Below are 21,449 nucleotides of genomic sequence, written 5' to 3' on the forward strand. Positions count from 1 at the left end.
TAAAGACGATTGCCGGTTAGGCGATGTAGGCTGGAGTTCGATACCGGGAGGTGGCTCATGCGCGACACACCGGCGTCCGCCCAGCTCATCCAGGCATTCGTCAACACGGTCGATGTCGAGACCGGCACCGACGAGATCGACACCGTTCGCAAGTTCGACAGCTGGCTGCGCGGACAGGAGCTGCTGCGCGGCTCCCGGCTCGACGCGCGCGACCACGCTCTCGGCCTGCGCCTGCGGGCCGGTATCCGGGAAGTGCTCGGCGCCCACGTCGGCGACGAGCCGGACCCCGCCGTCCAGCGGGCCGCCGACGAGGCGCTGCGAGAACTGCCCGTCGTGGTGACGGCGGACGGCACCGCGCCCGGGACGCTGATTCCGGCCCCGCAGCTCCCGGCGCCCCGATCGGCGCTCGCGGCGCTCGCCGTCGCCTGGAGCGAGCTGACCCTCACGGGCGACGCCGTCCGGCTCAAGCGGTGTGCCGAGCACGCGTGCGCCTGGGTCTTCTGGGACACCTCGAAGAACCGCAGCGGCCGCTGGTGCTCGATGCGGGTGTGCGGGAACCGCGCCAAGGCACGCCGGTACGCGGCCCGGCAGGCGGCCGGGCCGGGCGTCAGCTGACCGCGACTCCCGAGGGCAGCAGCGTCGCCGCCAGTCGGGCGACCTCCTCGGCCGCCCCACCGGTGAGCATGCCGTAGTGGTCCGCCGGCACCCGCACGCTCGCGGCGTCCGGGACGAAGCGCCGCCAGCGGCCGACGGCCTCGTCCGTGAGGTCGGCGGCGACGAGCAGCGCGGGCACATCGACGACTTGGGCGTCATGGTGTGCCGCCATCGCCGCCACGTGCCGGGCGTGCAGGGCGTACCGCGCCCGCAGCGCCTCCCCCACCGCCTCGCCGGTGGCCAGGCTCAGCAGCACCGCGAGGGTCTCCATGGCCCGGTCATCACTCGGTCCGAGGCCGATCCGGTCGGGTGTCGGCAGCACGGAGTGGGCTCCGCGCAACGCGGCTCGGGCGAATCCGTCCGCGCCGCCCTCCGGCACGTCTCCGGGCACCGGCGGGTCGAGCAGCAGCAAGGGCGGGCAGTGCTCCCCGCGGGCGCGCAGTTCGGCGGCGATCCCGTGCGCGAGCAGCCCGCCCATCGACCAGCCGCCCAGCAGGTCCGGCACTCCGTCGGCCAGGAGCCGGTCGGTGTAGTGCCGGGCCATGTCCCCCACCCGGGCCGGTGCGACTCCGTCGTCCTCTGCGACCGTGATCCGCCAGTCGGCCGGGAGCGCGCCGGCCAGCTCGCGGTACGGCAGCACGCCCACGCCGGCGCCGTGCACGAGATGAAGGTGCAGGCCTCCGGGTGTCCCGGCGCGGAGCACTGTCGCCCGCGCCGCACCGGGCGTGGCCGATCCTTCGGCGTACGCGGTCCCCTCCAGCGGCTCCGGCGCCGTGAGCCGCTCCATGCGGGCGGGCGTCGGCTCCTCCAGCCAAGCCGTGACATCGAGCTCGCTCCCGGTGCTCTTCTCCACCAGGGCGACCAGTTCGAGGACCTGCAGGGAGTGCCCGCCCAGGTCGAAGAAGTCGTCGTCCGGGCCGACCGGGCGGCCGAACACCCGCTGCCAGTGCGCGAGCACCGTTCCGGTGGTCTCCGCCGCGTCACCGTCCGACGGGACGCCCGCAGGCCCGGCGGCGCGGGCCGGCCGGGCCGTCGCCCGGGTGGCCACACCGAGGTCCGCGACACGGCGGCCACCGTCGGCCGTTCCGACGAGCACGCTCTCGACATCCGCGAGGAAAGTGCGCACCGCGTCCTCGTCCAGGGCGGAGGTGTCGTACTCCAGCTCCAGGACGCTCTCGTCCCCGTCGTCGAAGACACCCATGAGCAGCTGGCAGCGGGCGCTGGTCGACGGGCTGGGCAGCAGCCGGGCGGGTTCGTCGCCGAGGACGACGCCGGAGCCGATCGCCCCGTGGTGGGTCACCAGGACCGGCGGGACGGTGCCGAGTGCGGCCCGGTCGTCCTCGGCCAGCGCCGCGAACACCTCCGGGTAGGTCACGTGCTGGTACGGCAGGCTCCCCCAGAGCCCGTCGCGGGCGCGGCCCACCACCTCGTCGAAGGTGTCCTGCGGGCTGATCTCGTCGGCGAGCAGCACCGTGTTCGCGCGGTAGTCGACGCTGCGCTGGTCCGCCGGGGTCAGCCGGTTCGCCACGACGGTACCGAGCACGGTGAGCCCCTCCGCACCGCCTCTGGCCAGCACGGTCCGGACAGCCGCGAGGTGCACGGCGAACTCCGTGCACCCCACGCGTCGGCCGGTGGCCTTCACGGCCGTACGCGCCCCGGCGGACAGGGTGTGCCGCAGGACCGCTCCGGAACGGGCGGCGGCGCTGGAGCGCACCGGGGCGAGTGCCGCCGGCAACGCCCCGCGCAGCCGCTCGGTCCAGTAGGCCCTCTCGTGCGGGGACGCTCCGGATCCCGCCGTCACGGCCGGGACGGGGACCGGTGCGGGGTCGAGCGCCGCGGCACCTTCGTCGCGCACGGTGGCGTAGGCGCTCCGGAGGTCGTCGAGGAGCAGTTGCATGCCCCAGCCGTCGATGACGGAGTGGTGGGCGGTGACCAGGAGTTCGTCGAGATCGCCGGCGCGCACCACCATCAGCCGGATCAACGGCGCCTCGTGCAGGTCGAAGGGCACCGCGTGCAGGCGCGCCGCCAGGTCGTCGAGCAGCGACTCCGCCTCGCGGTCCCCGGGAGCCCGCTCCCAGGTCACTTCCTGCGGCCGGGTCTCGACGGGCGCCGGGGTGACGATCCGTACGACACTCTCGCCCCGCCGCTCGAAGGCGCTGCGCAGCGCCTCGTGCCGGTCCACGACGTGCCGCCAGGCGGCGGCCAGGATCTCCGGATCGAGCCGGCCGGTCCGCAGCCGCCAGGTGAGGTTCATCAGGTCCTGGCGTCCGCCCCGGTGCTGCACCCACCACAGCGCTTCCTGAAGCGGCGAACTCGGCCGGATATCGAGCTTCTGCGTCATGGGTCCTCACCGGAAGGAAAGAGTTGTCCTGAGCGGGCCCCATCATTCCGACCTGCCCGCCGCCTCGGCAAACGGCGTATTCGGAAAATGAATCGCCTTCGTACGGCGCCGCACTCTCCTCTTGACGCACGGCCACGCGCGGAAAAACAATCTCTCCACGTCTCCGGCCGCCCATTTTCACCGCCCTTTCGCGAAGAGCCGGGACTTTCCCCTCATCACACCGCGCCACGGAAGAGGACCGGACTCATGAACGCCACCTGGACCATGTACGACTGGTTCGCCGACTCCGTTGCCCGCCACGGCGACCGGGAGATCGCGCTGGAGGTCGCGGGAGAGACGCTGACGTACAGCGGACTCGACGCACTCGCCGCCCGCATCGCGGGCGAACTCGTCGCCGCGCACGGCGGGACACCTCGGCGGGTCGGCCTGCTGGCCGCCCGCAGTACGGCCGCCTACGCCGGCTACCTCGCGGTGCAGCGGCTCGGTGCCGTCGTCGTGCCGCTCAACCCCGCCTGGCCGCCCGCCCGGAACGCGACGATCGCCGCCGACGCCGGGCTCGACCTCGTGATCACGGAGGACGGCACCGATCTCGGCACCTCGTCGGTGGATCTGCCGGCCGAGCGGATCGCCGCGCTGCGCACCGGCCCCGTGCCGGACCTGCCGCCGTCCGGCGCCGGCCCCGACTCCCTCGCGTACATCCTGTTCACCTCCGGCTCCACCGGCCGCCCCAAGGGTGTTCCGATCGCGCACCGCAACGTCTCCGCGTACCTGGGCCACGTCATCCCCCGCTACGAGCTGGGGCCCGGCTCCCGCGTCTCGCAGACCTTCGACCTCACCTTCGACCCGTCCGTCTACGACATGTTCGCGGCCTGGGGCTCGGGGGCGGCGCTCGTCGTGCCCGACAAGAAGGAACTGCTGACGCCGGTGCTGTTCGTCAACCGGGCCCGGATCACCCACTGGAACTCCGTCCCGTCGGTGGCGTCCATCGCCATGCGGCTGCGGGCCCTGCGTCCGGACTCGATGCCGACGCTGCGCTGGAGCCTGTTCTGCGGCGAGGCGCTGACCCTGCCGCACGCGCGGGCCTGGCACGCGGCGGCACCGCAGTCGGTCCTGGAGAACATCTACGGCCCCACCGAGATGACGGTCACCTGGACGGAGTTCCGCCTGCCGGCCGATCCCGCCGACTGGCCGGCCCCGGCCAACGGCACGGTCCCCATCGGTACGCCGTACCCGGGCCAGGAGCACCTCGTCCTCGACGAGAGCGGCCGGCCCGCGGACACCGGCGAGCTGGTGGTGCGCGGGACGCAGCGCTTCCCCGGGTACCTGGACCCCGCGGACGACGCCGGCCGGTTCCTGCGCATGGTGGACGGGGTCGCGGTCGTCCACGACGGTGAGGAGCCGCTGACGCGCGATCACTGGTACCGCACCGGGGACCGGGTGGGTCTCCTCGACGGGGCGCTCGTCCATCTCGGCCGCCTCGACCACCAGCTCAAGATCCGCGGCTATCGCGTGGAGCTGGGCGAGATCGAGTCCGCTCTGCTGGATCTGCCGGATGTCGTGGAGGCCGTCGTCCTGGCACTGCCCGGCGTGGCCGGCGAAGTGGAACTGGCCGCCGCCTGCACCGGAGGGCTCGACGACACCGCCGCCGCCCTGGAGCGGCTGGCCGCACGGCTGCCCGCCTACATGATCCCCGCGTCCCTGACGGTGCTCGACACGCTGCCGCTCAACGCGAACGGGAAGGTGGACCGCGCGTCCCTGACGGCCGAGCTCGGCAGCGCGCACACCGGCTGAGACCGTCACCGGCCGGGCCGTGAAGCGCTCGGCCCGGCCGGTGGAGCGGTCAGGACGCGGAACGGAGCACGGGGGCGTCGTGCGTCCGGTCCTCGGCCAGCACCTGCCCGGCCGCGTCGAGGACGGTCGCGAAGGACACGTCCTCCTCCAGGCCCGGACGCCACGCGCACTGCGAGTACACGTCGAACGGTGCCCACCAGCCGATCCGGCCGAGTTGTCCGGAGCGCAGCTCGTCGCGCACCGCGACCGTGGGCAGCAGCGCGATGCCCACGCCCTCACCCACACCACGTTTGACCGCGTCCACCGAACCGAGCGTGAGCACACCGGCCGGCGGCCGGCCGGTGGCGGCCAGCGCCGTCTCGAAGCACCGCTGATAGCCGCCGTTCCACCGGTGCGCGCACACGATCGTCTCCCCGGCGAAGTCCTCGGCGGAGGCGACGGACACTCCGGCCAGGGGATGCGACGGGGCGGCCACGAGGCTGAGCGACTCCCGCCGCAGCAACCGGTGGTGCACGGTGGGGCTGTCGAGGCGCGGGCCGATGAAGAAGGCGCAGTCCACCAGCTCCTGGTTCAGGAGGGCGACGGGATCGTCGTCGAGGCCGCGCAGGGCCACGCCGAGTCCGCCGTGCCGCAGGTGCAGGTACTCGATCATCGGCAGGAGCCGGTACGCCACGATGCACTCCGCGGCGCCGACGGACAGCGGCGGCTCCTGGGTCCCCGGTCCTGAGACCGAGTGCTGAGCGAGCTCGCTGAGCCGGACGATGCGGGAGGCGTAGGCGTGTAACTGACGCCCGGCGGGCGTGAGTTGTGCCCCATCGGCCGTACGCTGGAGCAGCACCGCGTCAAGGACCTGCTCCAGGGCCTTGATGCGGGCGGTGACGGTCGGCTGGGCGAGCCCCAGCAGACGGGCGGCCTTGGTGAAGCTGCGTGACCCGGCGACGGCGAGGAACGCGTCGAGCTGCTTGATGTTCATGCCGCCGCTCACTCTGGCCCCCGTGGCGAGCGCACCGCGGTTCCGGCCACGGGTGTCCGGCTCTGCCGGCCCGCCCGCGATCCCCCGTGCGACTTCCGGCCGTTGCGCGTCGTGGTGCACCTTGAGCTCCCATCGTCCGTCGTACGGGGTCGTCGCCGTCGCACGCCGGTGCGCTGTCGGGCGGGAGCAGGATCCGCTCCGCTGTGCGACCTTAACGACGCGCGACCCGCACCGCACCAGCTCTCGGTGTTGCCGTCACCAATACCACCGAGAGGCACTTCCCTCTCCCCTCGCGTCGGGCCGACGATGCCCTCATGTCCTCGTCAGTCGCGCCTCCACAAGTCCAGCGTCCGACCGACCTCCCGGCCCCCGGCCGGATCGATCCCGGCGAATTCCGCGCCACCCTGGGCAGATTCACCACCGGTGTCGTAGCCGTGACGGCCCTGCACGGACGGGATTCCGCTCCCGCGGGCGTCGTCGTGAACTCGTTCACCTCGCTCTCCCTCGACCCCGCCCTGGTGCTGTTCTGCATGGCCCGGACGAGCAGCAGCTGGCCCAAGATCCGTACCGCCGACCGCTACTGCGTCAACATCCTCGGTTCGCACCAGCGCGAGGTCAGCACCCGGCTCGCCACCCGTGGCGGCGACAAGTTCAGCGGCCTCGGCTGGCACACCACCCCGGCCGGCGCACCGGTCCTCGACGGCACGCCCGCCTGGCTCGAGTGCTCCACGGAGGCGGAGTATCCCGGCGGCGACCACGACGTGGTCATCGCCCGTGTCCACCGCCTCGGTACCCAGGGCAGCGGACCACCGCTGGTGTTCTACCAGGGGGCCTACGGCCGGCTGGCGGAGTGACCGGACGGCGGAACGGGCCCTGCCACCGCCGCGGGTGACGGGCCGTCCGGCTCCAGGCACCGCGACGGCAGCTCCCGCACACTCGCCCGCACCGGTCCGGCGGTCCTCAGGGCGGCGGACGCATGATGGTCCGGACCGCAGGCGACATCGAGGACCTGCCAGCCGTCCGGCCGACGCGCCGGGTCCGCGCCGAGGTAGTCGGCGGCGAGGGGGCGCGCCAGGCCGGTGCCCAGCCCTTTCAGGTACGCCTCCTTACGCGTCCAGAGCCGGCCGAAGGCGGTGGCGTACGTGCCTTCGGGTGCCGCGGCGAGCTCGGCCCGCTCGGCCGGATGCAGAGCGGCGGTACACGCCCGCGCGGTCCGGTGGGACGGGATGCGCTCGACGTCCACGCCGATGGGCACGGCGGCGACGCCGACGAGGGCCAGTCCGTCACCGTGCGAGAGCGAGAAGTGCAGGGGCACGTCCGGATGCGCGAGCACGGGCCTGCCGTGCGGCTCGCCGCAGCAGGGGCACGCGTCCCGTGACAGCCGTACGTCACGGGGATCGGTGCCCGTGTAGGCGCCGAGCAGCACGCGCAGCCCCACGTGGGCACCGACGTAGAGCAGTCGGGCGCCCTCGTCCCGGTACTCCGCGGCGCGGCGGCGTTCACGTGCGTCGAGCACCGCCGTATCGGGCCCCCGCGCCGCGCCGGTCGGAGGCCGGGGCAGCAGCCACAGATGCGTGGCCCCGTCCACCGGCCGCGGAAGGGTCATGACCGTACGACCCGGTGGTGGCGCGGGGCGCGGCATCGGTCACGGTTCACCGTCGCCCTCCCTTCTGCGGCGCGGAGACATATCAGGTACGGCGGAACAGGGCGCGGCTCATGTCGGCCGGGATCAGGCGGGCGCGACGACGTCCCGGGAGGCTTCCCGGCCCCAGCGCGCCAGGCGGTCGCTCATGGCACCGGGCTGCGTCTCCAGGAGGACGAGCTGGAGGCCCGGCCGCGCGGTGAAGTCGAGACAGATCTGCGTCAGGCGCACCGGCCCGAGCTCCGGATGGAGCAGTTCGAGACCGACCTCCGTGCCGTCGCTGAACCGGTGGCGGTTCCACAGGTCCGCGAAGGCAGGGCTGCACTCGCATAAGTACTGGGTGAGCGCGGCGAGCCGGGGATCGCCGAGGAACTCACCGCTCTGGGTGCGGAAGTGCGCCACGGCCTCCGTCGCCACGGCCTCCCAGTCGGCGAAGCGTGCTGGGGCGAGCGGGTCGAGGAAGAGTGATTCCAGGTAGTTGTGGTTGGCCCCTTCGAGTCCCAGGAGCCGCTCGGCGCTCCGGTTCGCCGCCACGATGTCCCAGTAGCGGTTCAGGAAGTAGGCGGGTTTGGGGAGGAAGCTGTCGACCACCCCGGCCGCGAGCCGCCGCTCGTCGTCGATCGGCCCCTGTGGCCGGTGGGCGACGGTGTAGCCGGCCAGGCGGGCCATGTAGAGGAATTCCATCTCGGTCAGACGCAGTACCCGGGCGATGGCTTTCAGTATCTCCAGGGAGACGTTCTTCGCGCGGCCCTGCTCGATCCACGCGTACCAGGAGGCGCCGATACCCGCGAGCATCGCCACCTCCTCCCGCCTCAGCCCGGGAAGTCTGCGTGAGCCTCCGCCCGGCAGTCCCACCTGCTCCGGTGTCACCTCGGAGCGACGGGCGGCGAGGAAGCTGCCCAGCTCGGCGACCCTCAGGGCCGACGGGCTGGCCGGCACGGCCGGGGTGGCGCCACTGCGCCGCCGGGACGCGCTTTTGCCTGCCAGGCGTCTGCCGCCGCTCCTGGTCGCGGTCTCTGTCGTCGCTGATCCCAGGGCGGTCATATCAGCCACCCCTCAGGCTCCGCCTCATTGGCGGTGACGGTGGCGGCCCCGGCCGGGACGGATCGTGCCAGGCGGCGTCGGCAATGGCATGTAGGGAGCATGACAGTATTCACGGCAGTCTCTCTGTGGGGTGAGGAGCTGAGGAGCGGGACTTGACGAGGCACCGCCTCTGCGGGGTGCCTTAAGGTCCTTCTCGTGGGGGGAGACCGGACAAGGCCGTCGACCGGGCGGCGGCGACAGCACGCGAGAGCGGGCGTCCGAGCAGGGAGCGGGGTGCGGCGCTCCGGCCCGCGGACAACCCGGCTCTCACCGGGTCACGCGAGTGGAGCTCGGACCGGAACGGAGTTCTCCACGCCTTGGCGCCAACATGCACGCCTCACGCACACACCTCCCCGATGGAGCACGCAGGTCTTCGCCACCCGAGCAGATCTCGGATCCGGTCGCACCGCATCATCCTCGCGCCGCGCCTCTCTGGAATGACGAATTCCGCCCCTAGAATCACAGCCCGTTAATATTTCACACAGGGTAATTCCACGGAATTTCCGGGCAATGACCTTCACATCAATGATCGAGTCACCCTTCGACGTCATCATCGGAGGCGGACGAAAGTGTCGCTGACACTTCCAGAGGCAAGTCATATGAATGTGACCTTTGACACATGCATGTCGGGCCTTTGCCGGGGCAGACGCTTGCGCCGCAGGCCCTGACCGCATCGGTCACGAGCGCCGTCGGCCCGGGCGATCACTACCCTTGGTGCGCCGCGAGCCGCTCCACCAAGCCGATCGCCCGCGACAGCAACTCCCGCTCCTGCGCGGTCAGTTCCGACTCGATCGCGTGGGCCAGCCAGTCCGCCCTGCGGCCGCGCTCCTCCTCCAGCAGCGCCTGGCCGGCGGTGGAGAGTTCGAGGAGCGCCTTACGGCCGTCGGTCGGGTGGGCGCGGCGGGTGATCAGGCCCTGATCCATGAGCAGGCCCACCGCCCGGGCCATCGACTGCGGGCGGACCCGCTGGTCGGCCGCCAGATCGCTGGTCGTCATCGCACCGCTGCGGTCCAGCGCACCGAGGACGGCCACCTGGCCGAGCGGCATCCGGTCCTCCAGCTTCACGCGGCGCGTGAGCTTTCCCGTCGCGGTGCGCAGCTCCGCGGCGACGGCGGAGGCGGAGGCGGATTCCGGAGGAGGCATACCGAAGGATAACGCAGCGTAGCCGACCGGAAGAAGTGGGCAGCCTAACTGAACAGCATTACTGCACAGCCTTGCTGTAGAGTTTTTGGTGTCGGGTTCCGCGCCACCGTCGCCGCGGCCGAACCCGGCCACTCGCGTGACAACGGGAAGGACTCCCATGACCGCCATCGCCTCCGTCACCGGCCGCACCGTCCTCGACAGCCGTGGCAACCCCACCGTCGAAGTGGATGTGGAGCTGGCCGACGGCTCCATCGGCCGGGCGGCCGCCCCCTCCGGCGCGTCCACCGGCGCCCGCGAGGCCGTCGAACTCCGCGACGGCGACCCGGCCCGCTGGCACGGCAAAGGCGTCGACCAGGCCGTACGCCACGTGAACACCGAGCTCGCGGCCGCCGCGATCGGGCGCGCGGCCGAGGACCAGGCCGGGCTCGACGCCGCGCTCGTCGCTCTCGACGGCACTCCGGCCAAGTCCCGCCTCGGCGCCAACGCCGTCCTCGGCGTCTCGCTGGCCGCCGCGAAGGCCGCGGCGGCGGCCCACCGGCTGCCGCTCTACCGCTACCTCGGCGGCTCCGACGCCCGCCTGCTGCCCGTACCGATGATGAACATCGTCAACGGCGGGGCCCACGCCGACAATCCGCTGGACTTCCAGGAGTTCATGATCGCCCCGGTCGGCGCGGCCACCTTCGCCGAGGCCGTACGCATGGGCTCCGAGGTCTTCCACACGCTCCGCCGCGACCTCCTCGCCGCCGGGCACTCCACCGGCGTCGGCGACGAAGGCGGGTTCGCACCCTCGCTCCGCACCGCCGAGGAGGCCCTCGACTTCGTGGTGGCCGCCGTCGAGCGCACCGGCTACCGGCCTGGCACGGACATCGGCCTCGTCATGGACCCGGCCTCGTCCGAGTTCTTCCGCGACGGGGTGTACGACTACACCGGCGAGGGCGTACGCCGCTCCCCCGCCGAGCAGGTCGACTACCTGGTGAAGTTGATCGACGCCTACCCCGTCGTGTCCGTCGAGGACCCGATGGCCGAGGACGACCTCACCGGGTGGCGCGACCTCACCGCCCGCGTCGGCGCGCGCTGCCAGCTCACCGGCGACGACGTCTTCTGCACCAACGAGGCGATCCTGCGCGACGGCATCGCCTCCGGTGTCGCCAACTCCGTCCTGGTCAAGGTCAATCAGATCGGGACCCTGACCGAGGCTCTCGCCACCGTGAACACCGCCCACCGCGCCGGCTACACCGTCGTCATGTCCCACCGGTCCGGCGAGACCGAGGACACCACCATCGCCGACCTGGCCGTGGCCACCGGCTGCGGACAGATCAAGACCGGATCGCTCTCCCGCTCCGACCGCACCGCCAAGTACAACCAACTCATCCGCATCGAGGAGCAGTTGGGCGCAAGTGCGCAGTACGCCGGATCGCGCGTCCTGTCGGGAGCCACCGGCCGCCGCTGAACGAGAACAGACCGGCCCGCCTGCTCAGTGAACAGGCGGGCCGGCCCGAACGGCTCAGCTGGCTCAGCTGGCTCAGTACGTGCGTCAGTTGCCGATACCGGAGCTGCCCACGCCCGTGTTGCCGATGCCGTGGCTGCCGAGGCCCGTGTTGCCGAGACCGGCGTTGCCGAGGCCGCCGTTGTGGAGGCCCGCGTTGCCGGCGCCCCAGTTGTGGATGCCCGCGTTACCCGCACCCGAGTTCTCGATACCCGCGTTGCCCAGGCCCCAGTTGGCGATCCCCGCGTTGCCGGCGCCCCAGTTGTGGATGCCCGCGTTGCCGACGCCCGAGTTCCCGATGCCGGAGTTGCCCAGGCCGTCGGCGGCGGCCGTGCCCGCGCCGAACACGGCCAGAGCGGCTGCGGCACCGAGCGCCGTCGTGACGCGGATAAGGGTCGTGCGCATCGTTGCATACCTCCCGTTTAGGAATTCTTGCCCGCTATGCCTAGCATGTGGCCCTTCCGGATACGGGGATGCCTGCCCGCCCGCCTTCGTGTCGCCGGCAGAGGCCTTGCGCCCCTACGGCCCGTCCGCCGGGTCCGGATGGCCGTCCAGGTGCGCGTCCATCTCCACCAGCGTCGGGTCCACCACGTCGAAGTCGTGCGCCGACGGGTGGCCGGCGAACAGCCCGCACGCGTCGCCGCTCCGCGCGTCGACCGCCGCGCACCAGGCCAGACCCGCCAGCCGGGCCCGCTCGCCACTGCGACTGCCGCCGCCACTGCCACTGCCGCCGCTGCCTCCGCCGTTCCAGCGCACCCAGACGCCCTCGCGGCTCGCGTCGACGTCCCAGAGCAGGGCCGCGTGCTCGGCGGTGTGGCGCTCGGCCAGCTCGCACAGGACGTACCCCGCCTCCGGCGGCTCACCGGGAACGGCGTTCCGGACCACATGCTCCGGAGGCGGTAACAGCGTCACGGCCGTGCACTGGCGCATCGGACCGGAACCCTCCGGCCGCCCGTCCTCAGGGCTCATCCACATCTCCGTCCGCGTCACCGTCCACATCACCGCCGACATCCCTTCCTCCTCCTCTCCTCCTCTCCTCCCGGTTCGCGACGATTTCACCCAGCGGATCGGTCACGAAGAACGAGTGCGGGCCCGGATGGTGGTCGAAGTACGCGCACGTTTCGACCTTGCCGGTGGCCAGGTGCCGCAGCCGCGCGGGACACACCGGACGGACCTCGAACCGGTAGACGCGGTGCGCACCGCTGCCCGTCCACAGCAGCCACAGGTCCTGGTCCTCCACGGTGTCGGCCGCCCAGAGGTACGCGGCGTGCTCGGCCGACTCGTCGTGCTCGCCCAGCTCGCACAGCAGGAACTCGTCCTCATCCAGGACCTCGGACGGACGCGCGGGACCGCCTTTCATGGTGGTGAGCGCCAGAAGCGCCTCGTAGTAGGGGACATCGGTTACGGCGGTGCATTGCAGCACGGATTCAGTTCTCTTCCCTGAGGTGCAGGGGCGGTGGGTCGCCGGACCCTACCGCCCACCCGGCGAGCGTGACGCACAGCCCCACTGCGGGGTCGGCCACGGTGAGCAGAGCGGGGAGCCCGCGCTCCAAGGCGGTTATGGCCTCGCCCTGGCGTCCTTCATCCCCCGCCCACGCCCGCAATCCTTCCGGAGCGTCGGAGCCGTGAAAGGTGACCTGCCGGACGTCCCTCGCCCGCAGCCACGGCGAGGCGGGCGGCAGGTCCCGGCCGTGTCCGTCGGCCAGGCGCAGCGCCTGCCGCCGGAGCCAGCGGAGTACGAGGCGGCGGTTCGGTACGGCGATCCCGCCGAGCCAGACCGCCCGTCCGCCGGCTGTCGCGGTGACGGCCGCCACGTAGACGAGGTCCCTCACGCCGCACGCTCCGGCCTCAGCAGGCTCCGCAGCCGGTCCGCAGCCGCGGCGACCTCCGCCAGCACGGCCTCGCGCTCCGCCTCCCGGTCGGCGATCGCGGCCTCCAGCTCAGCGAGGAACAGCGCCCGGAACGCCGGGTCGGACTCGATCCGTTGCAGCTCGGCGAAGGGGGCCTCACGCTCGGCCCGGCGCCACCTGAGCGCCCGCGCCACCCGGCCTCGCACATATACCGAAAGGCTCACAGCACCTCACCCCGACTACGCGCGTTGAGCCGTGCCGTACGGGCCCGCAGCTGCTCCATCACCAGCGCCGGTCGTACGTCGCCGGGCTCGGCCTCCCACTCGCGCCCGCCGCCCACCGGGCGCAAGGACCAGCGGGCGCCGGCCACTCCTCGGAACTCGCCCACGCGGTCGGCGCGGCTGGTGTCGACCACGAGGGCCCCGAGCACAGGAGGCTTCGGGTGTTCCGGAGGTTCCGGGATGTCGGGAGGCTCCTGGGCATTCGGGCACGCGTTCTCGCCGTACACCTGATAGCTCCTCTCCGTGACTGAACGGCTACCGGGGCGGCTCAGCGTGGCCTACCGTCGAGACAGACATCAACGTTTCGGATCTGGGGGGTACGTTGGCCAACCGCAAGAAGCTCAATGCGCTCGACAGCCCGGAGGCGGCCTACGGCGTGCGTCTGCGTGATGCGCGTGAGGCCCGGGGCTGGCGGCAGGACGATCTCGGCAGGCGGTGCGGATATTCCGGGCGCCACATCTCCGGGGTGGAAACCTGTAGCAAATCTCCAACTCTCAGCTTCTCGATCGCCGTTGACGGCGCACTGGGATTCACCGGAACCGCTGATTCGTTCGAGCGCGAGTGCCGGAAGATCAGGCACGGTGTGCTGTTGCAGGGCTTTCCGGAGTACGTGGTCCTGGAGGGCGCGGCGGCGGAGATCCGCATCTTCGAGGTCGGCGTGATTCCTGGCCTGCTCCAGACGCGCGAGTACGCGCAGGCTCTGGCCGGCGGAGCCGTCACCCGTGGAATCATCACGCCCCAGGCGGCCGAGGAACGCGTCGCGCTCCTCATGAAGCGTCAGGAGTCGTTAGTGCGGATCGTGCCGCCCGTGCTCATGGCGGTGCTGGACGAGAGCTGCATCCACCGCCCGATCGGTGGACCTGAGGTCATGGCGGCGCAGTTGCAGCATCTGATCGACCTTTCCGAACAGCCGGACACCACGATCCAACTCGTGCCGTACAGCATCGGTGAGCGCCGACCCTTCAACCGGCTGGTGAACCTGCTGACGCTGGACGACCGGTCCCTGGTCTCGTACGTCGAGTCGGAGACGCAGGGCTATCTCGACCGCGAAATCGCCTCTGTGCTACCGCTGGTGAGGGCCTACCATCAGGGACAGTCCATGTCTCTGTCGCCGATAGAGACCGTGGACATGGTCCGCCGGCATCGAAAGGGCATCCTGTGACAACCGCATCCCCGGCCCAGCAGTGGGTCAAGTCCTCCTACAGCGACAACGGCGGCTCCTGCGTCGAATGGGCCCCGCGCACCGCGACCACCACCGGCATCGTCCCCGTACGCGACTCCAAGAACCCGACCGGCCCGACGCTCAACGTCAGCGCCGCCGCGTTCTCCACCTTCGTGACAGGTCTCAAGTCCGAGGAGCTGTAACGCTCATGGCGACCGAATCTCCGGCCCGGCAGTGGGTCAAGTCCTCCTACAGCAACAACGGCGGCTCCTGCGTCGAGTGGGCTCCGGGCACCGCGACCACCACCGGCACCGTCCCCGTACGCGACTCCAAGAACCCGACCGGCCCGACGCTCGACCTCACCGCCGCCGCGTTCTCCACGTTCGTCTCGGGCGTCAAGGCCGGAGACTTCGGCACCATCTGACCACCGCACCAGCCGGAGGCCTCCGCCGAGCGCGGCGGAGGCCTCCGGACAGCACACACGTCCCGACACACAGGCGCACCAGACCCACACCACAGATAGTTGTCATGCCCTTGACAGCTCCGGCGGCGCGGCAGAGGCTCGGAATCACACCGGCCGGCCGACTCCCTCCCACGAAGAGGTGCAGCCTCATGCGATCACGCCCCACCGGATTCCTGCTCGCCACGCTCGCAGGCGCGGCGCTCGCCCTCGGCGGCACATCCGCCGTATCCGCGTCCGCCCCCACGTCACCGGACACCGCCACGACCACCGCCACCACAACTCCCGCGTCCACGGCTTCCGGAGACATCGGCACGGCCGACGCCTGCTACACCTGGGGCGGCACGCTCCGGGAAGGTGCGAGCGGCGAGGCCGTACGCCAGCTCCAGATCCGGGTCTCGGGCTATCCGGGCACCGGCAACCAGCTCGCCATCGACGGTGCGTACGGTCCGGCCACGAAGGCGGCCATCCAGCGCTTCCAGGCGGCGTACGGACTCGGCGCCGACGGCATCGCCGGGCCGCAGACGTTCAACAAGATCTACCAGCTCCAGGACGACGACTGCACGCCGGTCAACTTCACGTACGCCGAGCTGAACCGCTGCAACTCCGACTGGTCCGGCGGCCGGGTCAGCGCGGCCACCGCACGCGCCAACGCCTTGGTGACCATGTGGAAGCTCCAGGCCATGCGGCACGCGATGGGCGACCGGCCGATGACCGTCAACGGCGGCTTCCGCAGCGTCTCCTGCAACAGCGCGGTCGGCGGCGCCGCCAACAGCCGTCACATGTACGGCCACGCGGCGGACCTCGGCGCCGGATCGCAGGGCTTCTGCGCCCTCGCCCAGGCGGCCCGCAACCACGGCTTCACCGAGATCCTCGGCCCCGGCTACCCGGGCCACAACGACCACACGCACGTCGCGGGTGGCAGCGGCCGCTTCTGGTCCGCGCCCAGCTGCGGTATCTGACGCCGTCACGGCGGTGGTGGCCGGTGGCGCGTCGCCAGCGGCGCAGCCGGCCACCACCGCCGCGCGGAGACGGCACGGGAGCGGGCGTCCTACTCCGCCGAGGACGAGCGGCGGTTCTCCTCCGTCCAGTCGCCGTTCGTCTGCCAGGCGTACAGCGTGTGGTCCGCCACCGATACGTAGTAGGAGCCGCAGCGGCCCTGTGCCCGGCCCGCCGTGTCCGACGGGAACCAGGAGGCGCTGATCTCCGGGTCCGGAGCCTTCTTCTCCTGGAGCGGCTCGCAGGACGCGGGCAGTCGGTCGCCGCTGAGCCTGGCCTTGAGGATGCGCTCGCCGCCGGTGGTGCGCATGGCGTACTCGACGGAGGCGGCGTCGTCCGGGAGCCAGCGCGGGACGGAGTCGCGGTCGGCCTTGGCCGCCTTGCCCGTGGTGTAGGAGGAGGTCTGCTCGTGGCGGCCGTCGTACCACTCCTTGGCCTCCGGTACGACCACCGCGGCCGCAATGCCGAGAACCACCACCGTGCCACCCAGGGCACCTATCAGAACGCCACGCATCTTCGCTTCTCTCCTGCCGGTATCGCTGCCTCGTCTGCCGCGAGCCGGAGGAAGGCCCCTGCTCGCTTACGTCCAGTTTCGTCGCCGTTTGGCTGGAAAACGTCAGACTCTGAGGCGGGGCGGCCTACCTCTCCGGTCGCACACCCCTGACACCGTCCCGGACCCGGCGCCGCACTCAGCTGCTCACGGCGGCCGCCGACCCGGCCGCGATCGCCGCGACGGTCCGCAGCACGGCGGAGTTGACCGCCTCCGCGCCCCAGCTGGCCCGCTCCAGCTCCTTGGCCCGGTGGTAGACCTTGCCGGACCACGGGACGGTGCGGTGCAGGTTCGGCAGCGATCCGCTCGCGGAGAGCAGGCCGATCAGCGAGGCCGTACGCGCGTCGGGCTCCGCACCGTCGATCAGGACGGCCCGGACCCGCTCCAGGAGAGCCTTCTTGTACGCGGTGTCCGCGATGGTGGTCGATGTCGTACGAAAGAGGCCCAGTGTCTTCTTCGTCTCCCGGCGCAGCGTGCCCCGCTCCACGAGCCGGTCGAACACGGGCTCGCGCAGCCCGGTGCCGATCTCGATCAGCAGCGTCTGGACGCCCCGTACCTTCTCGGAGACCTTCTTGTACGCGTCGCGCAGCAGCGGATCCTCCGGCGGCCGGCCGACGACGGCGTGCACCCTGATACCCGTCAGCCCCTGGTCGCCCTCATCGACCCGGACATGACCGGCGAGCCCCAGCTCGACCAGGACCGCGCCACCTTGCGTGTAGTAGAGCGTGCCCGCCGTCGGGATGGCGCCGGAGGCGTCGTCCATCAGCAGCAGGGTCAGGTCTTCGACGATCAGCATCTCGCTCGGCATGTCTCTTCCCACCGTCGGACAGGGCCACCGTCGGCCAGGGGCCTTTCGGCCACGTTATCCGCGGCGAGGCGGAGCAGCGCGTGCGAGCTGTCACCGGTGTCGGTGACAGATGTCATGACCCACCGCCGTCCGGCCGCCGTGTCCGACTCATTGACAGCGAGGTGTCCCGCTGCCAACGTCTCGTCTGACGACGGCAGTTCCCGGACCCCGGCCCCCGAGGTCCATCGCGCGCACTCCCCCACCACACCCCACCTCGCGCCTCCCGCCCCCACAGCCCGGCCGCCGTCGAATGGGAGCGCTCCCAGAGAAGGGCCGCACTCGTGAGACGACTTCTTCGTACGCTCGCCGCCTCGGCGTTCGCCTGTCTGCTCCTCCCGCTCGGAGCCACGCAGAGCAACGCCACGACCGCCTCGGTCCAGGCGAGCCCGATCAGCATGACCAGCGGTTTCTACACCGACCCGCACTCTGGCCCCGCCGCCTGGGCCGCCGCCAACCCCGGTGACGGCCGCGCCGCCGCCATCCGGGACAACATCGCCAACCGGCCCATGGCCCGCTGGTTCGGAGCCTGGAGCGGGGACATCGGGTCGGCCGTCGGCTCGTACGTGGGCGCCGCCGCCTCCGTCAACAAGCTGCCGGTGCTCATCGCGTACAACATCCCGGGCCGCGACGCCTGCGGCGGCCACTCCGGCGGCGGCGCCGGGACCCCGGCCGCGTACCGCTCCTGGATCTCCGCCTTCGCCTCGGCCATCGGCACCCGGCCCGCGCTGGTGGTGATCGAGCCGGACTCGCTCGGCGACTTCAGCTGCCTGAGCCAGGCGCAGATCGCCGAGCGCAACGGGATGCTCCGGGGCGCGCTGTCCGAGTTCCGCAACCGCGCGCCGAACACCTGGACGTACCTGGACGCCGGAAACCCGGCCTGGATCGGCGCGGCCACCATGGCCCAGCACCTGGACGGCGCCGGTGTGCGCGAGGCGCACGGCTTCTCGCTGAACATCTCGAACTACTTCACCACCGGCGAGAACACCGCGTACGGCAACGCCATCAGCTCGGCGCTCTCGTCGTCGTACGGCTACACCAAGCCGTACGTCGTCGACACCAGCCGCAACGGCAACGGCTCCAACGGCCAGTGGTGCAACCCCGGCGGACGCCGGATAGGCACACCGAGCCAGACCGGCGGCGGCGCCGAGATGCTGCTGTGGCTGAAGACGCCCGGCGAGTCGGACGGCAACTGCGGCGTCGGCGGCGGGTCGGCGGCCGGACAGTTCCTGCCGGAGGTCGCGTACAAGATGATCTTCGGGTACTAAGGGCCGTGCGGGGTGAGCCGCCCGGCGCGGCCGTAGCTACGGAGCAGCCCGCCCCGCGCTCTCGATCCGGGGCCGCGTTCGATGGGCCGCCACACCGGCGCATCGAACGCCGCCATCGCACGCGAATCCCCGGGACCGCCGTGGAATCCGTCCACCAGAAGCTTCGCCCTTCCGTACATCCGTCCAACACGTAACCGGCGCCAACGGGTTGGAAAGGCCTCATCGGTCACCCGGTCTGCCCGGAGTCCGGGTCTGTGATCCAGCGCCCTTCGGCGGAGTCGTGCACGTACGCCGGCCTCCCCCTGGTCCCGCTCGTGCGGAACGGCTTCCCGCCATCCGTGATCCGCACCGTCCCCGTACGGCCCCCGGCGCTCCACTCCAGCTCCAGGTACCAGCGGCAGTCGCAGCCCGCCGTCCGCGCGGAGACCAGCAGCTCCTCGGGGTCGGAGGAGGTGACCTTGTACGGGAAGGAGACGGCCGGGATCTTCCGGACCTCGGCACCGGAGGCGTCAAGGCCGTCGACCGGCCTCGCGAGCGGGCGCGGCCGGTCGAGGTCCACGGCGAAGTGGCGCGGGGTGACGGCGCCGCCACAGCCGTTGTCCATCCGGTACGCGTTCCATGGCACCGGCGCGGCGCGGTCGACCAGGCGTACGTGCAGGCCATGGAGGACGACGGCGTCGGACGGCGACCGGCCCTGGACCGTGATCCGCACCAGCGCCTCCCCGCCGTGTACGGCACCGTGCGTCCCGGCCCACGCCCCGGAGTCGGCCGCGACCGGCGGCGGGGCGACCGCGCGGGGAGCCCGGTCCACGAGGTAGGTGTGCCCGCAGCCGCCCTCCCAGAGCTGGGAACCGATGCTCCAGGTGAAGGGGAGGGGGGCCGCGGTCCGCCCCTGAGCGGTGGAAACGGGAGCGGGGGCGGAATCCGTACGAGTGGGGTGGCCGAGCAGGGCGGCGGCGACGGCGATCATGACGAGGGCGACGGCGGCGGCGAGGAGGGCCAGTGCACTACGTCGGGGGCGGGCGCGGGGCGCCTCCGGCGCGGACGGATCTGCGGCGGACGGGACCGGCGCGGACGGTTCCGGGTTCGATTCCGGCGCGGCCGACACGGCCGGCGTGGGCGTGGGCGAGGCCGCTCGGCGGCGGGCGCGGTCCGCCTCGGTCCAGGCCGCCTCCAGGGCCCGCCGTTCCTCCTCGTCCGCCCCGCACAGAAGGGCGAGGCGGTCGACCACGGCGAACTCCTCCGGGACGGTCGCGCCCGAGCAGTAGCGGTGGAGGGTGGACCCGCTGACACTCAGCCGCCGGCCCAGCGCCTCGTAGCTCCTCCCGTCCCGCGCCTTCAGTGCGCGCACGAGCCCCGCGAACTGCTCGACGGCGGCGTCCTTCGGCATTCCATCCCCCTCGACCCTGCGTCCCATCCTTCACGTCCTTGCACGTCAGCAGGGATGGAATGGTTCCGGGACGGCTGGTGGGCGCGTGATCGTTGCAGCTGGCGGCCGCCGGCCCCACGCTGGTTGAGCACTGACCGAACGACCGACCCGACGGGGGATCCACCACCATGAACAAGCTCCGCACCGCGCTCGCCACCGCAGCCGCTGCCGCACTGGGCCTCGCGGCCTTCGCCACAGCGCCGGCGCAGGCCGCTGCCCAGCCCGCCTTCCTCGCCGCCTCCCAGATGCCGCCGTCGTCGACGCCGTGGACCGCCACCCAGGTCTTCACCGGCGTCCCGGAGAACGGCGGCGTCCTCTGCGCCCCGTACAAGATCCCGGCGCAGAACACCCGCTACCGCGAGTTCAGCACCGAGCTCGACACCAACGGCGTCCAGGTCACCACCGTCGCCCGTACCGAGGCCGACGCCGTGAAGCTGGTCGACACCCTCCGCGGGGCCCTCGCCGGCTGCGGCCCCCTGCTGGAGCGGCAGAACCCGGGCCTGCGGGCCACCAGCGCCTCCCACGGCAAGCTCGCCGTCGAGGAGGGCGCCTGGGTCTACAGCCTGGACACCGCCGAGCCGCAGATCGGCATCTCCGACATCCACCTGTTCTCCGTCGGCCGCGACGGCCGCACCGTCACCCTCGTCCGCTGGGGCCAGATGGGTGACTTCGAGGACGCCCCGCTGACCGCCTTCCGCGCTACGACGAAGACCGCCGTCAACAAGCTCCACTGACCCGGGGCTCCCCCGAGGTCTGACCACAGCTCGACTGCGGCGCGGCCGGTAACCCGGGCGCGCCACTGTCGTGCCCGGCTCCGTCGCCTGCCCCTGTTGACCTGTGGTGGGGCGAATCGGCCGCCCCTCGGAACTTATGCACCCCCTCGGGATCGAGCGTCCGAAAGGATGAATCAACCGTCGATCCCGACGCGCCCCGCGAGCAGAGGTCCGCCATGGGACGTCAGCTCGCCCCGGGACACCAAGAAAGATTCGCGACCGATGTCGAGAACCCGCACCCGGCTCCGTCCCCATAGTGAAAGCGACCACGAAGCGGACCCCGCCGGCCGCCCCACACCGAGGAGAACCCCATGGCCAAGTACCTGCTGCTCAAGCACTACCGAGGCGCTCCGGAAGCCGTCAACGACGTGCCCATGGACCGGTGGGCACCGGAGGAGGTCACGGCGCACATCCAGTACATGAACGACTTCGCCGCCCGGCTGGAGAAGAACGGCGAGTTCGTCGACGGGCAGGCGCTCGCGCCGGAGGGTGCCTGGGTCCGGTACGACGGGGAGGGGCGTCCGCCGGTGACGGACGGGCCGTTCGCCGAGACCAAGGACCTGATCGCCGGCTGGATGATCATCGACGTGGACTCGTACGAACGTGCCGTCGAGCTGGCCGGTGAGCTGTCGGCCGCTCCGGGCGCGGGCGGGAAGCCGATCCACGAGTGGCTGGAGCTGCGGCCGTTCCTGACCGCGCCGCCGACCATCGCGGAGTGAC

At 71.8% G+C, this 21,449-nt stretch carries 25 protein-coding genes; 11 read left to right on the top strand and 14 right to left on the bottom strand.

Features of this window, described 5'->3' with window-relative positions; translation table 11 throughout:
• Nucleotides 1-57 precede the first annotated feature (57 nt).
• Complete coding sequence (locus ACIRR8_RS07580; RefSeq protein WP_404060213.1) at nt 58-615, top strand: CGNR zinc finger domain-containing protein; 558 nt, start codon at nt 58-60, stop codon at nt 613-615.
• Here the strand turns inward: ACIRR8_RS07580 and ACIRR8_RS07585 are convergent.
• Complete coding sequence (locus tag ACIRR8_RS07585; protein ID WP_404060215.1) at nt 608-2,995, bottom strand: condensation domain-containing protein; 2,388 nt, start codon at nt 2,993-2,995, stop codon at nt 608-610. The genes ACIRR8_RS07580 and ACIRR8_RS07585 overlap by 8 nt on opposite strands.
• 246 nt (nt 2,996-3,241) lie before the next feature.
• Between ACIRR8_RS07585 and ACIRR8_RS07590 the strand changes: the two genes are divergently transcribed.
• A complete protein-coding gene (locus ACIRR8_RS07590) occupies nt 3,242-4,786 on the top strand; it encodes an amino acid adenylation domain-containing protein (protein ID WP_404060217.1) in 1,545 nt (514 codons plus the stop codon).
• Between the two features lie 49 nt (nt 4,787-4,835).
• On the opposite strand, the gene ACIRR8_RS07595 is transcribed toward ACIRR8_RS07590, so the two are convergent.
• Complete coding sequence (locus ACIRR8_RS07595) at nt 4,836-5,759, bottom strand: LysR family transcriptional regulator (protein WP_404060219.1); 924 nt, start codon at nt 5,757-5,759, stop codon at nt 4,836-4,838.
• Between the two features lie 314 nt (nt 5,760-6,073).
• Here ACIRR8_RS07595 and ACIRR8_RS07600 point away from each other — a divergent pair, with 314 nt between their 5' ends.
• Complete coding sequence (locus tag ACIRR8_RS07600; RefSeq protein ID WP_404060221.1) at nt 6,074-6,613, top strand: flavin reductase family protein; 540 nt, start codon at nt 6,074-6,076, stop codon at nt 6,611-6,613.
• On the opposite strand, the gene ACIRR8_RS07605 is transcribed toward ACIRR8_RS07600, so the two are convergent.
• The 3 genes from ACIRR8_RS07605 to ACIRR8_RS07615 form a co-directional block, all read right to left on the bottom strand.
• On the bottom strand, nt 6,592-7,365 hold the full coding sequence (locus ACIRR8_RS07605; RefSeq protein WP_404060223.1) for a 4'-phosphopantetheinyl transferase family protein: 774 nt from the start codon (nt 7,363-7,365) through the stop codon (nt 6,592-6,594). The genes ACIRR8_RS07600 and ACIRR8_RS07605 overlap by 22 nt on opposite strands.
• Nucleotides 7,366-7,488: 123 nt before the next feature.
• Nucleotides 7,489-8,340 (bottom strand): helix-turn-helix domain-containing protein, encoded by an 852-nt coding sequence (locus tag ACIRR8_RS07610; protein WP_404060225.1) that lies wholly within the window; start codon nt 8,338-8,340, stop codon nt 7,489-7,491.
• Between the two features lie 849 nt (nt 8,341-9,189).
• Nucleotides 9,190-9,627 (bottom strand): MarR family winged helix-turn-helix transcriptional regulator, encoded by a 438-nt coding sequence (locus tag ACIRR8_RS07615; RefSeq protein ID WP_404060227.1) that lies wholly within the window; start codon nt 9,625-9,627, stop codon nt 9,190-9,192.
• A 157-nt stretch (nt 9,628-9,784) separates the two neighbouring features.
• On the opposite strand from ACIRR8_RS07615, the gene eno reads away from it, so the two are divergent.
• Entirely contained in the window at nt 9,785-11,077 is a 1,293-nt protein-coding gene (eno, locus tag ACIRR8_RS07620; protein WP_404060229.1) for a phosphopyruvate hydratase, read from the top strand.
• Between the two features lie 84 nt (nt 11,078-11,161).
• Here eno and ACIRR8_RS07625 read toward each other — a convergent pair whose 3' ends face one another.
• From ACIRR8_RS07625 to ACIRR8_RS07650, 6 genes are all read right to left on the bottom strand, one after another.
• Nucleotides 11,162-11,518 (bottom strand): hypothetical protein, encoded by a 357-nt coding sequence (locus ACIRR8_RS07625; protein ID WP_404060231.1) that lies wholly within the window; start codon nt 11,516-11,518, stop codon nt 11,162-11,164.
• 114 nt (nt 11,519-11,632) lie between these two features.
• Nucleotides 11,633-12,043 (bottom strand): hypothetical protein, encoded by a 411-nt coding sequence (locus ACIRR8_RS07630; RefSeq protein WP_404060735.1) that lies wholly within the window; start codon nt 12,041-12,043, stop codon nt 11,633-11,635.
• Nucleotides 12,044-12,071: 28 nt separating this feature from the next.
• Nucleotides 12,072-12,536 (bottom strand): hypothetical protein, encoded by a 465-nt coding sequence (locus ACIRR8_RS07635; RefSeq protein WP_404060233.1) that lies wholly within the window; start codon nt 12,534-12,536, stop codon nt 12,072-12,074.
• A gap of 4 nt (nt 12,537-12,540) precedes the next feature.
• Nucleotides 12,541-12,945, bottom strand: coding sequence for a hypothetical protein (locus tag ACIRR8_RS07640; protein ID WP_404060236.1), 405 nt, complete (start codon nt 12,943-12,945; stop codon nt 12,541-12,543).
• The gene (locus ACIRR8_RS07645; protein ID WP_404060238.1) at nt 12,942-13,187 is read right to left on the bottom strand and encodes a hypothetical protein; all 246 of its coding nucleotides are present in this window, start codon (nt 13,185-13,187) and stop codon (nt 12,942-12,944) included. Before ACIRR8_RS07645 ends, ACIRR8_RS07640 begins: the two co-directional genes overlap by 4 nt.
• Nucleotides 13,184-13,471 (bottom strand): hypothetical protein, encoded by a 288-nt coding sequence (locus tag ACIRR8_RS07650; protein ID WP_404060240.1) that lies wholly within the window; start codon nt 13,469-13,471, stop codon nt 13,184-13,186. Before ACIRR8_RS07650 ends, ACIRR8_RS07645 begins: the two co-directional genes overlap by 4 nt.
• 95 nt (nt 13,472-13,566) lie before the next feature.
• Between ACIRR8_RS07650 and ACIRR8_RS07655 the strand changes: the two genes are divergently transcribed.
• From ACIRR8_RS07655 to ACIRR8_RS07670, 4 genes are all read left to right on the top strand, one after another.
• Nucleotides 13,567-14,406 carry a helix-turn-helix domain-containing protein gene (locus tag ACIRR8_RS07655; protein WP_404060243.1) on the top strand — a complete coding sequence of 280 codons (840 nt, stop codon included), beginning with the start codon at nt 13,567-13,569 and terminating at the stop codon, nt 14,404-14,406.
• On the top strand, nt 14,403-14,609 hold the full coding sequence (locus ACIRR8_RS07660; RefSeq protein ID WP_404060245.1) for a DUF397 domain-containing protein: 207 nt from the start codon (nt 14,403-14,405) through the stop codon (nt 14,607-14,609). Before ACIRR8_RS07655 ends, ACIRR8_RS07660 begins: the two co-directional genes overlap by 4 nt.
• A gap of 5 nt (nt 14,610-14,614) precedes the next feature.
• Nucleotides 14,615-14,830 (top strand): DUF397 domain-containing protein, encoded by a 216-nt coding sequence (locus ACIRR8_RS07665; RefSeq protein ID WP_404060247.1) that lies wholly within the window; start codon nt 14,615-14,617, stop codon nt 14,828-14,830.
• A 188-nt stretch (nt 14,831-15,018) separates the two neighbouring features.
• Nucleotides 15,019-15,828 (top strand): D-Ala-D-Ala carboxypeptidase family metallohydrolase, encoded by an 810-nt coding sequence (locus ACIRR8_RS07670; protein WP_404060249.1) that lies wholly within the window; start codon nt 15,019-15,021, stop codon nt 15,826-15,828.
• 89 nt (nt 15,829-15,917) lie between these two features.
• Here ACIRR8_RS07670 and ACIRR8_RS07675 read toward each other — a convergent pair whose 3' ends face one another.
• Nucleotides 15,918-16,379 carry a hypothetical protein gene (locus ACIRR8_RS07675; protein ID WP_404060251.1) on the bottom strand — a complete coding sequence of 154 codons (462 nt, stop codon included), beginning with the start codon at nt 16,377-16,379 and terminating at the stop codon, nt 15,918-15,920.
• 175 nt (nt 16,380-16,554) lie between these two features.
• The gene (locus tag ACIRR8_RS07680; protein WP_404060253.1) at nt 16,555-17,223 is read right to left on the bottom strand and encodes a GPP34 family phosphoprotein; all 669 of its coding nucleotides are present in this window, start codon (nt 17,221-17,223) and stop codon (nt 16,555-16,557) included.
• Between the two features lie 320 nt (nt 17,224-17,543).
• Here ACIRR8_RS07680 and ACIRR8_RS07685 point away from each other — a divergent pair, with 320 nt between their 5' ends.
• Entirely contained in the window at nt 17,544-18,527 is a 984-nt protein-coding gene (locus ACIRR8_RS07685; RefSeq protein ID WP_404060256.1) for a glycoside hydrolase family 6 protein, read from the top strand.
• Between the two features lie 226 nt (nt 18,528-18,753).
• Here the strand turns inward: ACIRR8_RS07685 and ACIRR8_RS07690 are convergent, their stop codons facing one another.
• Nucleotides 18,754-19,917, bottom strand: a complete 1,164-nt coding sequence (locus ACIRR8_RS07690) for a helix-turn-helix domain-containing protein (RefSeq protein ID WP_404060738.1) — start codon at nt 19,915-19,917, stop codon at nt 18,754-18,756.
• Nucleotides 19,918-20,084: 167 nt separating this feature from the next.
• Here ACIRR8_RS07690 and ACIRR8_RS07695 point away from each other — a divergent pair, with 167 nt between their 5' ends.
• Nucleotides 20,085-20,690 (top strand): hypothetical protein, encoded by a 606-nt coding sequence (locus ACIRR8_RS07695; RefSeq protein ID WP_404060258.1) that lies wholly within the window; start codon nt 20,085-20,087, stop codon nt 20,688-20,690.
• A 350-nt stretch (nt 20,691-21,040) separates the two neighbouring features.
• Entirely contained in the window at nt 21,041-21,448 is a 408-nt protein-coding gene (locus ACIRR8_RS07700) for a YciI family protein (RefSeq protein ID WP_404060260.1), read from the top strand.
• Nucleotide 21,449: the final 1 nt, after the last annotated feature.

The organism is Streptomyces sp. NPDC101178, from assembly GCF_044767965.1.
GTDB lineage: Bacteria > Actinomycetota > Actinomycetes > Streptomycetales > Streptomycetaceae > Streptomyces.

Bases quoted from the DNA above. Each gene is read 5' to 3' on its own strand.
- ACIRR8_RS07580 (WP_404060213.1), top strand. From the start codon at position 58: ATGCGCGACACACCGGCGTCCGCCCAGCTCATCCAGGCATTCGTCAAC.
- ACIRR8_RS07585 (WP_404060215.1), bottom strand. From the start codon at position 2,995: ATGACGCAGAAGCTCGATATCCGGCCGAGTTCGCCGCTTCAGGAAGCG.
- ACIRR8_RS07590 (WP_404060217.1), top strand. From the start codon at position 3,242: ATGAACGCCACCTGGACCATGTACGACTGGTTCGCCGACTCCGTTGCC.
- ACIRR8_RS07595 (WP_404060219.1), bottom strand. From the start codon at position 5,759: ATGAACATCAAGCAGCTCGACGCGTTCCTCGCCGTCGCCGGGTCACGC.
- ACIRR8_RS07600 (WP_404060221.1), top strand. From the start codon at position 6,074: ATGTCCTCGTCAGTCGCGCCTCCACAAGTCCAGCGTCCGACCGACCTC.
- ACIRR8_RS07605 (WP_404060223.1), bottom strand. From the start codon at position 7,365: ATGACCCTTCCGCGGCCGGTGGACGGGGCCACGCATCTGTGGCTGCTG.
- ACIRR8_RS07615 (WP_404060227.1), bottom strand. From the start codon at position 9,627: ATGCCTCCTCCGGAATCCGCCTCCGCCTCCGCCGTCGCCGCGGAGCTG.
- eno (WP_404060229.1), top strand. From the start codon at position 9,785: ATGACCGCCATCGCCTCCGTCACCGGCCGCACCGTCCTCGACAGCCGT.
- ACIRR8_RS07625 (WP_404060231.1), bottom strand. From the start codon at position 11,518: ATGCGCACGACCCTTATCCGCGTCACGACGGCGCTCGGTGCCGCAGCC.
- ACIRR8_RS07630 (WP_404060735.1), bottom strand. From the start codon at position 12,043: ATGCGCCAGTGCACGGCCGTGACGCTGTTACCGCCTCCGGAGCATGTG.
- ACIRR8_RS07665 (WP_404060247.1), top strand. From the start codon at position 14,615: ATGGCGACCGAATCTCCGGCCCGGCAGTGGGTCAAGTCCTCCTACAGC.
- ACIRR8_RS07670 (WP_404060249.1), top strand. From the start codon at position 15,019: ATGCGATCACGCCCCACCGGATTCCTGCTCGCCACGCTCGCAGGCGCG.
- ACIRR8_RS07675 (WP_404060251.1), bottom strand. From the start codon at position 16,379: ATGCGTGGCGTTCTGATAGGTGCCCTGGGTGGCACGGTGGTGGTTCTC.
- ACIRR8_RS07680 (WP_404060253.1), bottom strand. From the start codon at position 17,223: ATGCCGAGCGAGATGCTGATCGTCGAAGACCTGACCCTGCTGCTGATG.
- ACIRR8_RS07690 (WP_404060738.1), bottom strand. From the start codon at position 19,917: ATGCCGAAGGACGCCGCCGTCGAGCAGTTCGCGGGGCTCGTGCGCGCA.
- ACIRR8_RS07695 (WP_404060258.1), top strand. From the start codon at position 20,085: ATGAACAAGCTCCGCACCGCGCTCGCCACCGCAGCCGCTGCCGCACTG.
- ACIRR8_RS07700 (WP_404060260.1), top strand. From the start codon at position 21,041: ATGGCCAAGTACCTGCTGCTCAAGCACTACCGAGGCGCTCCGGAAGCC.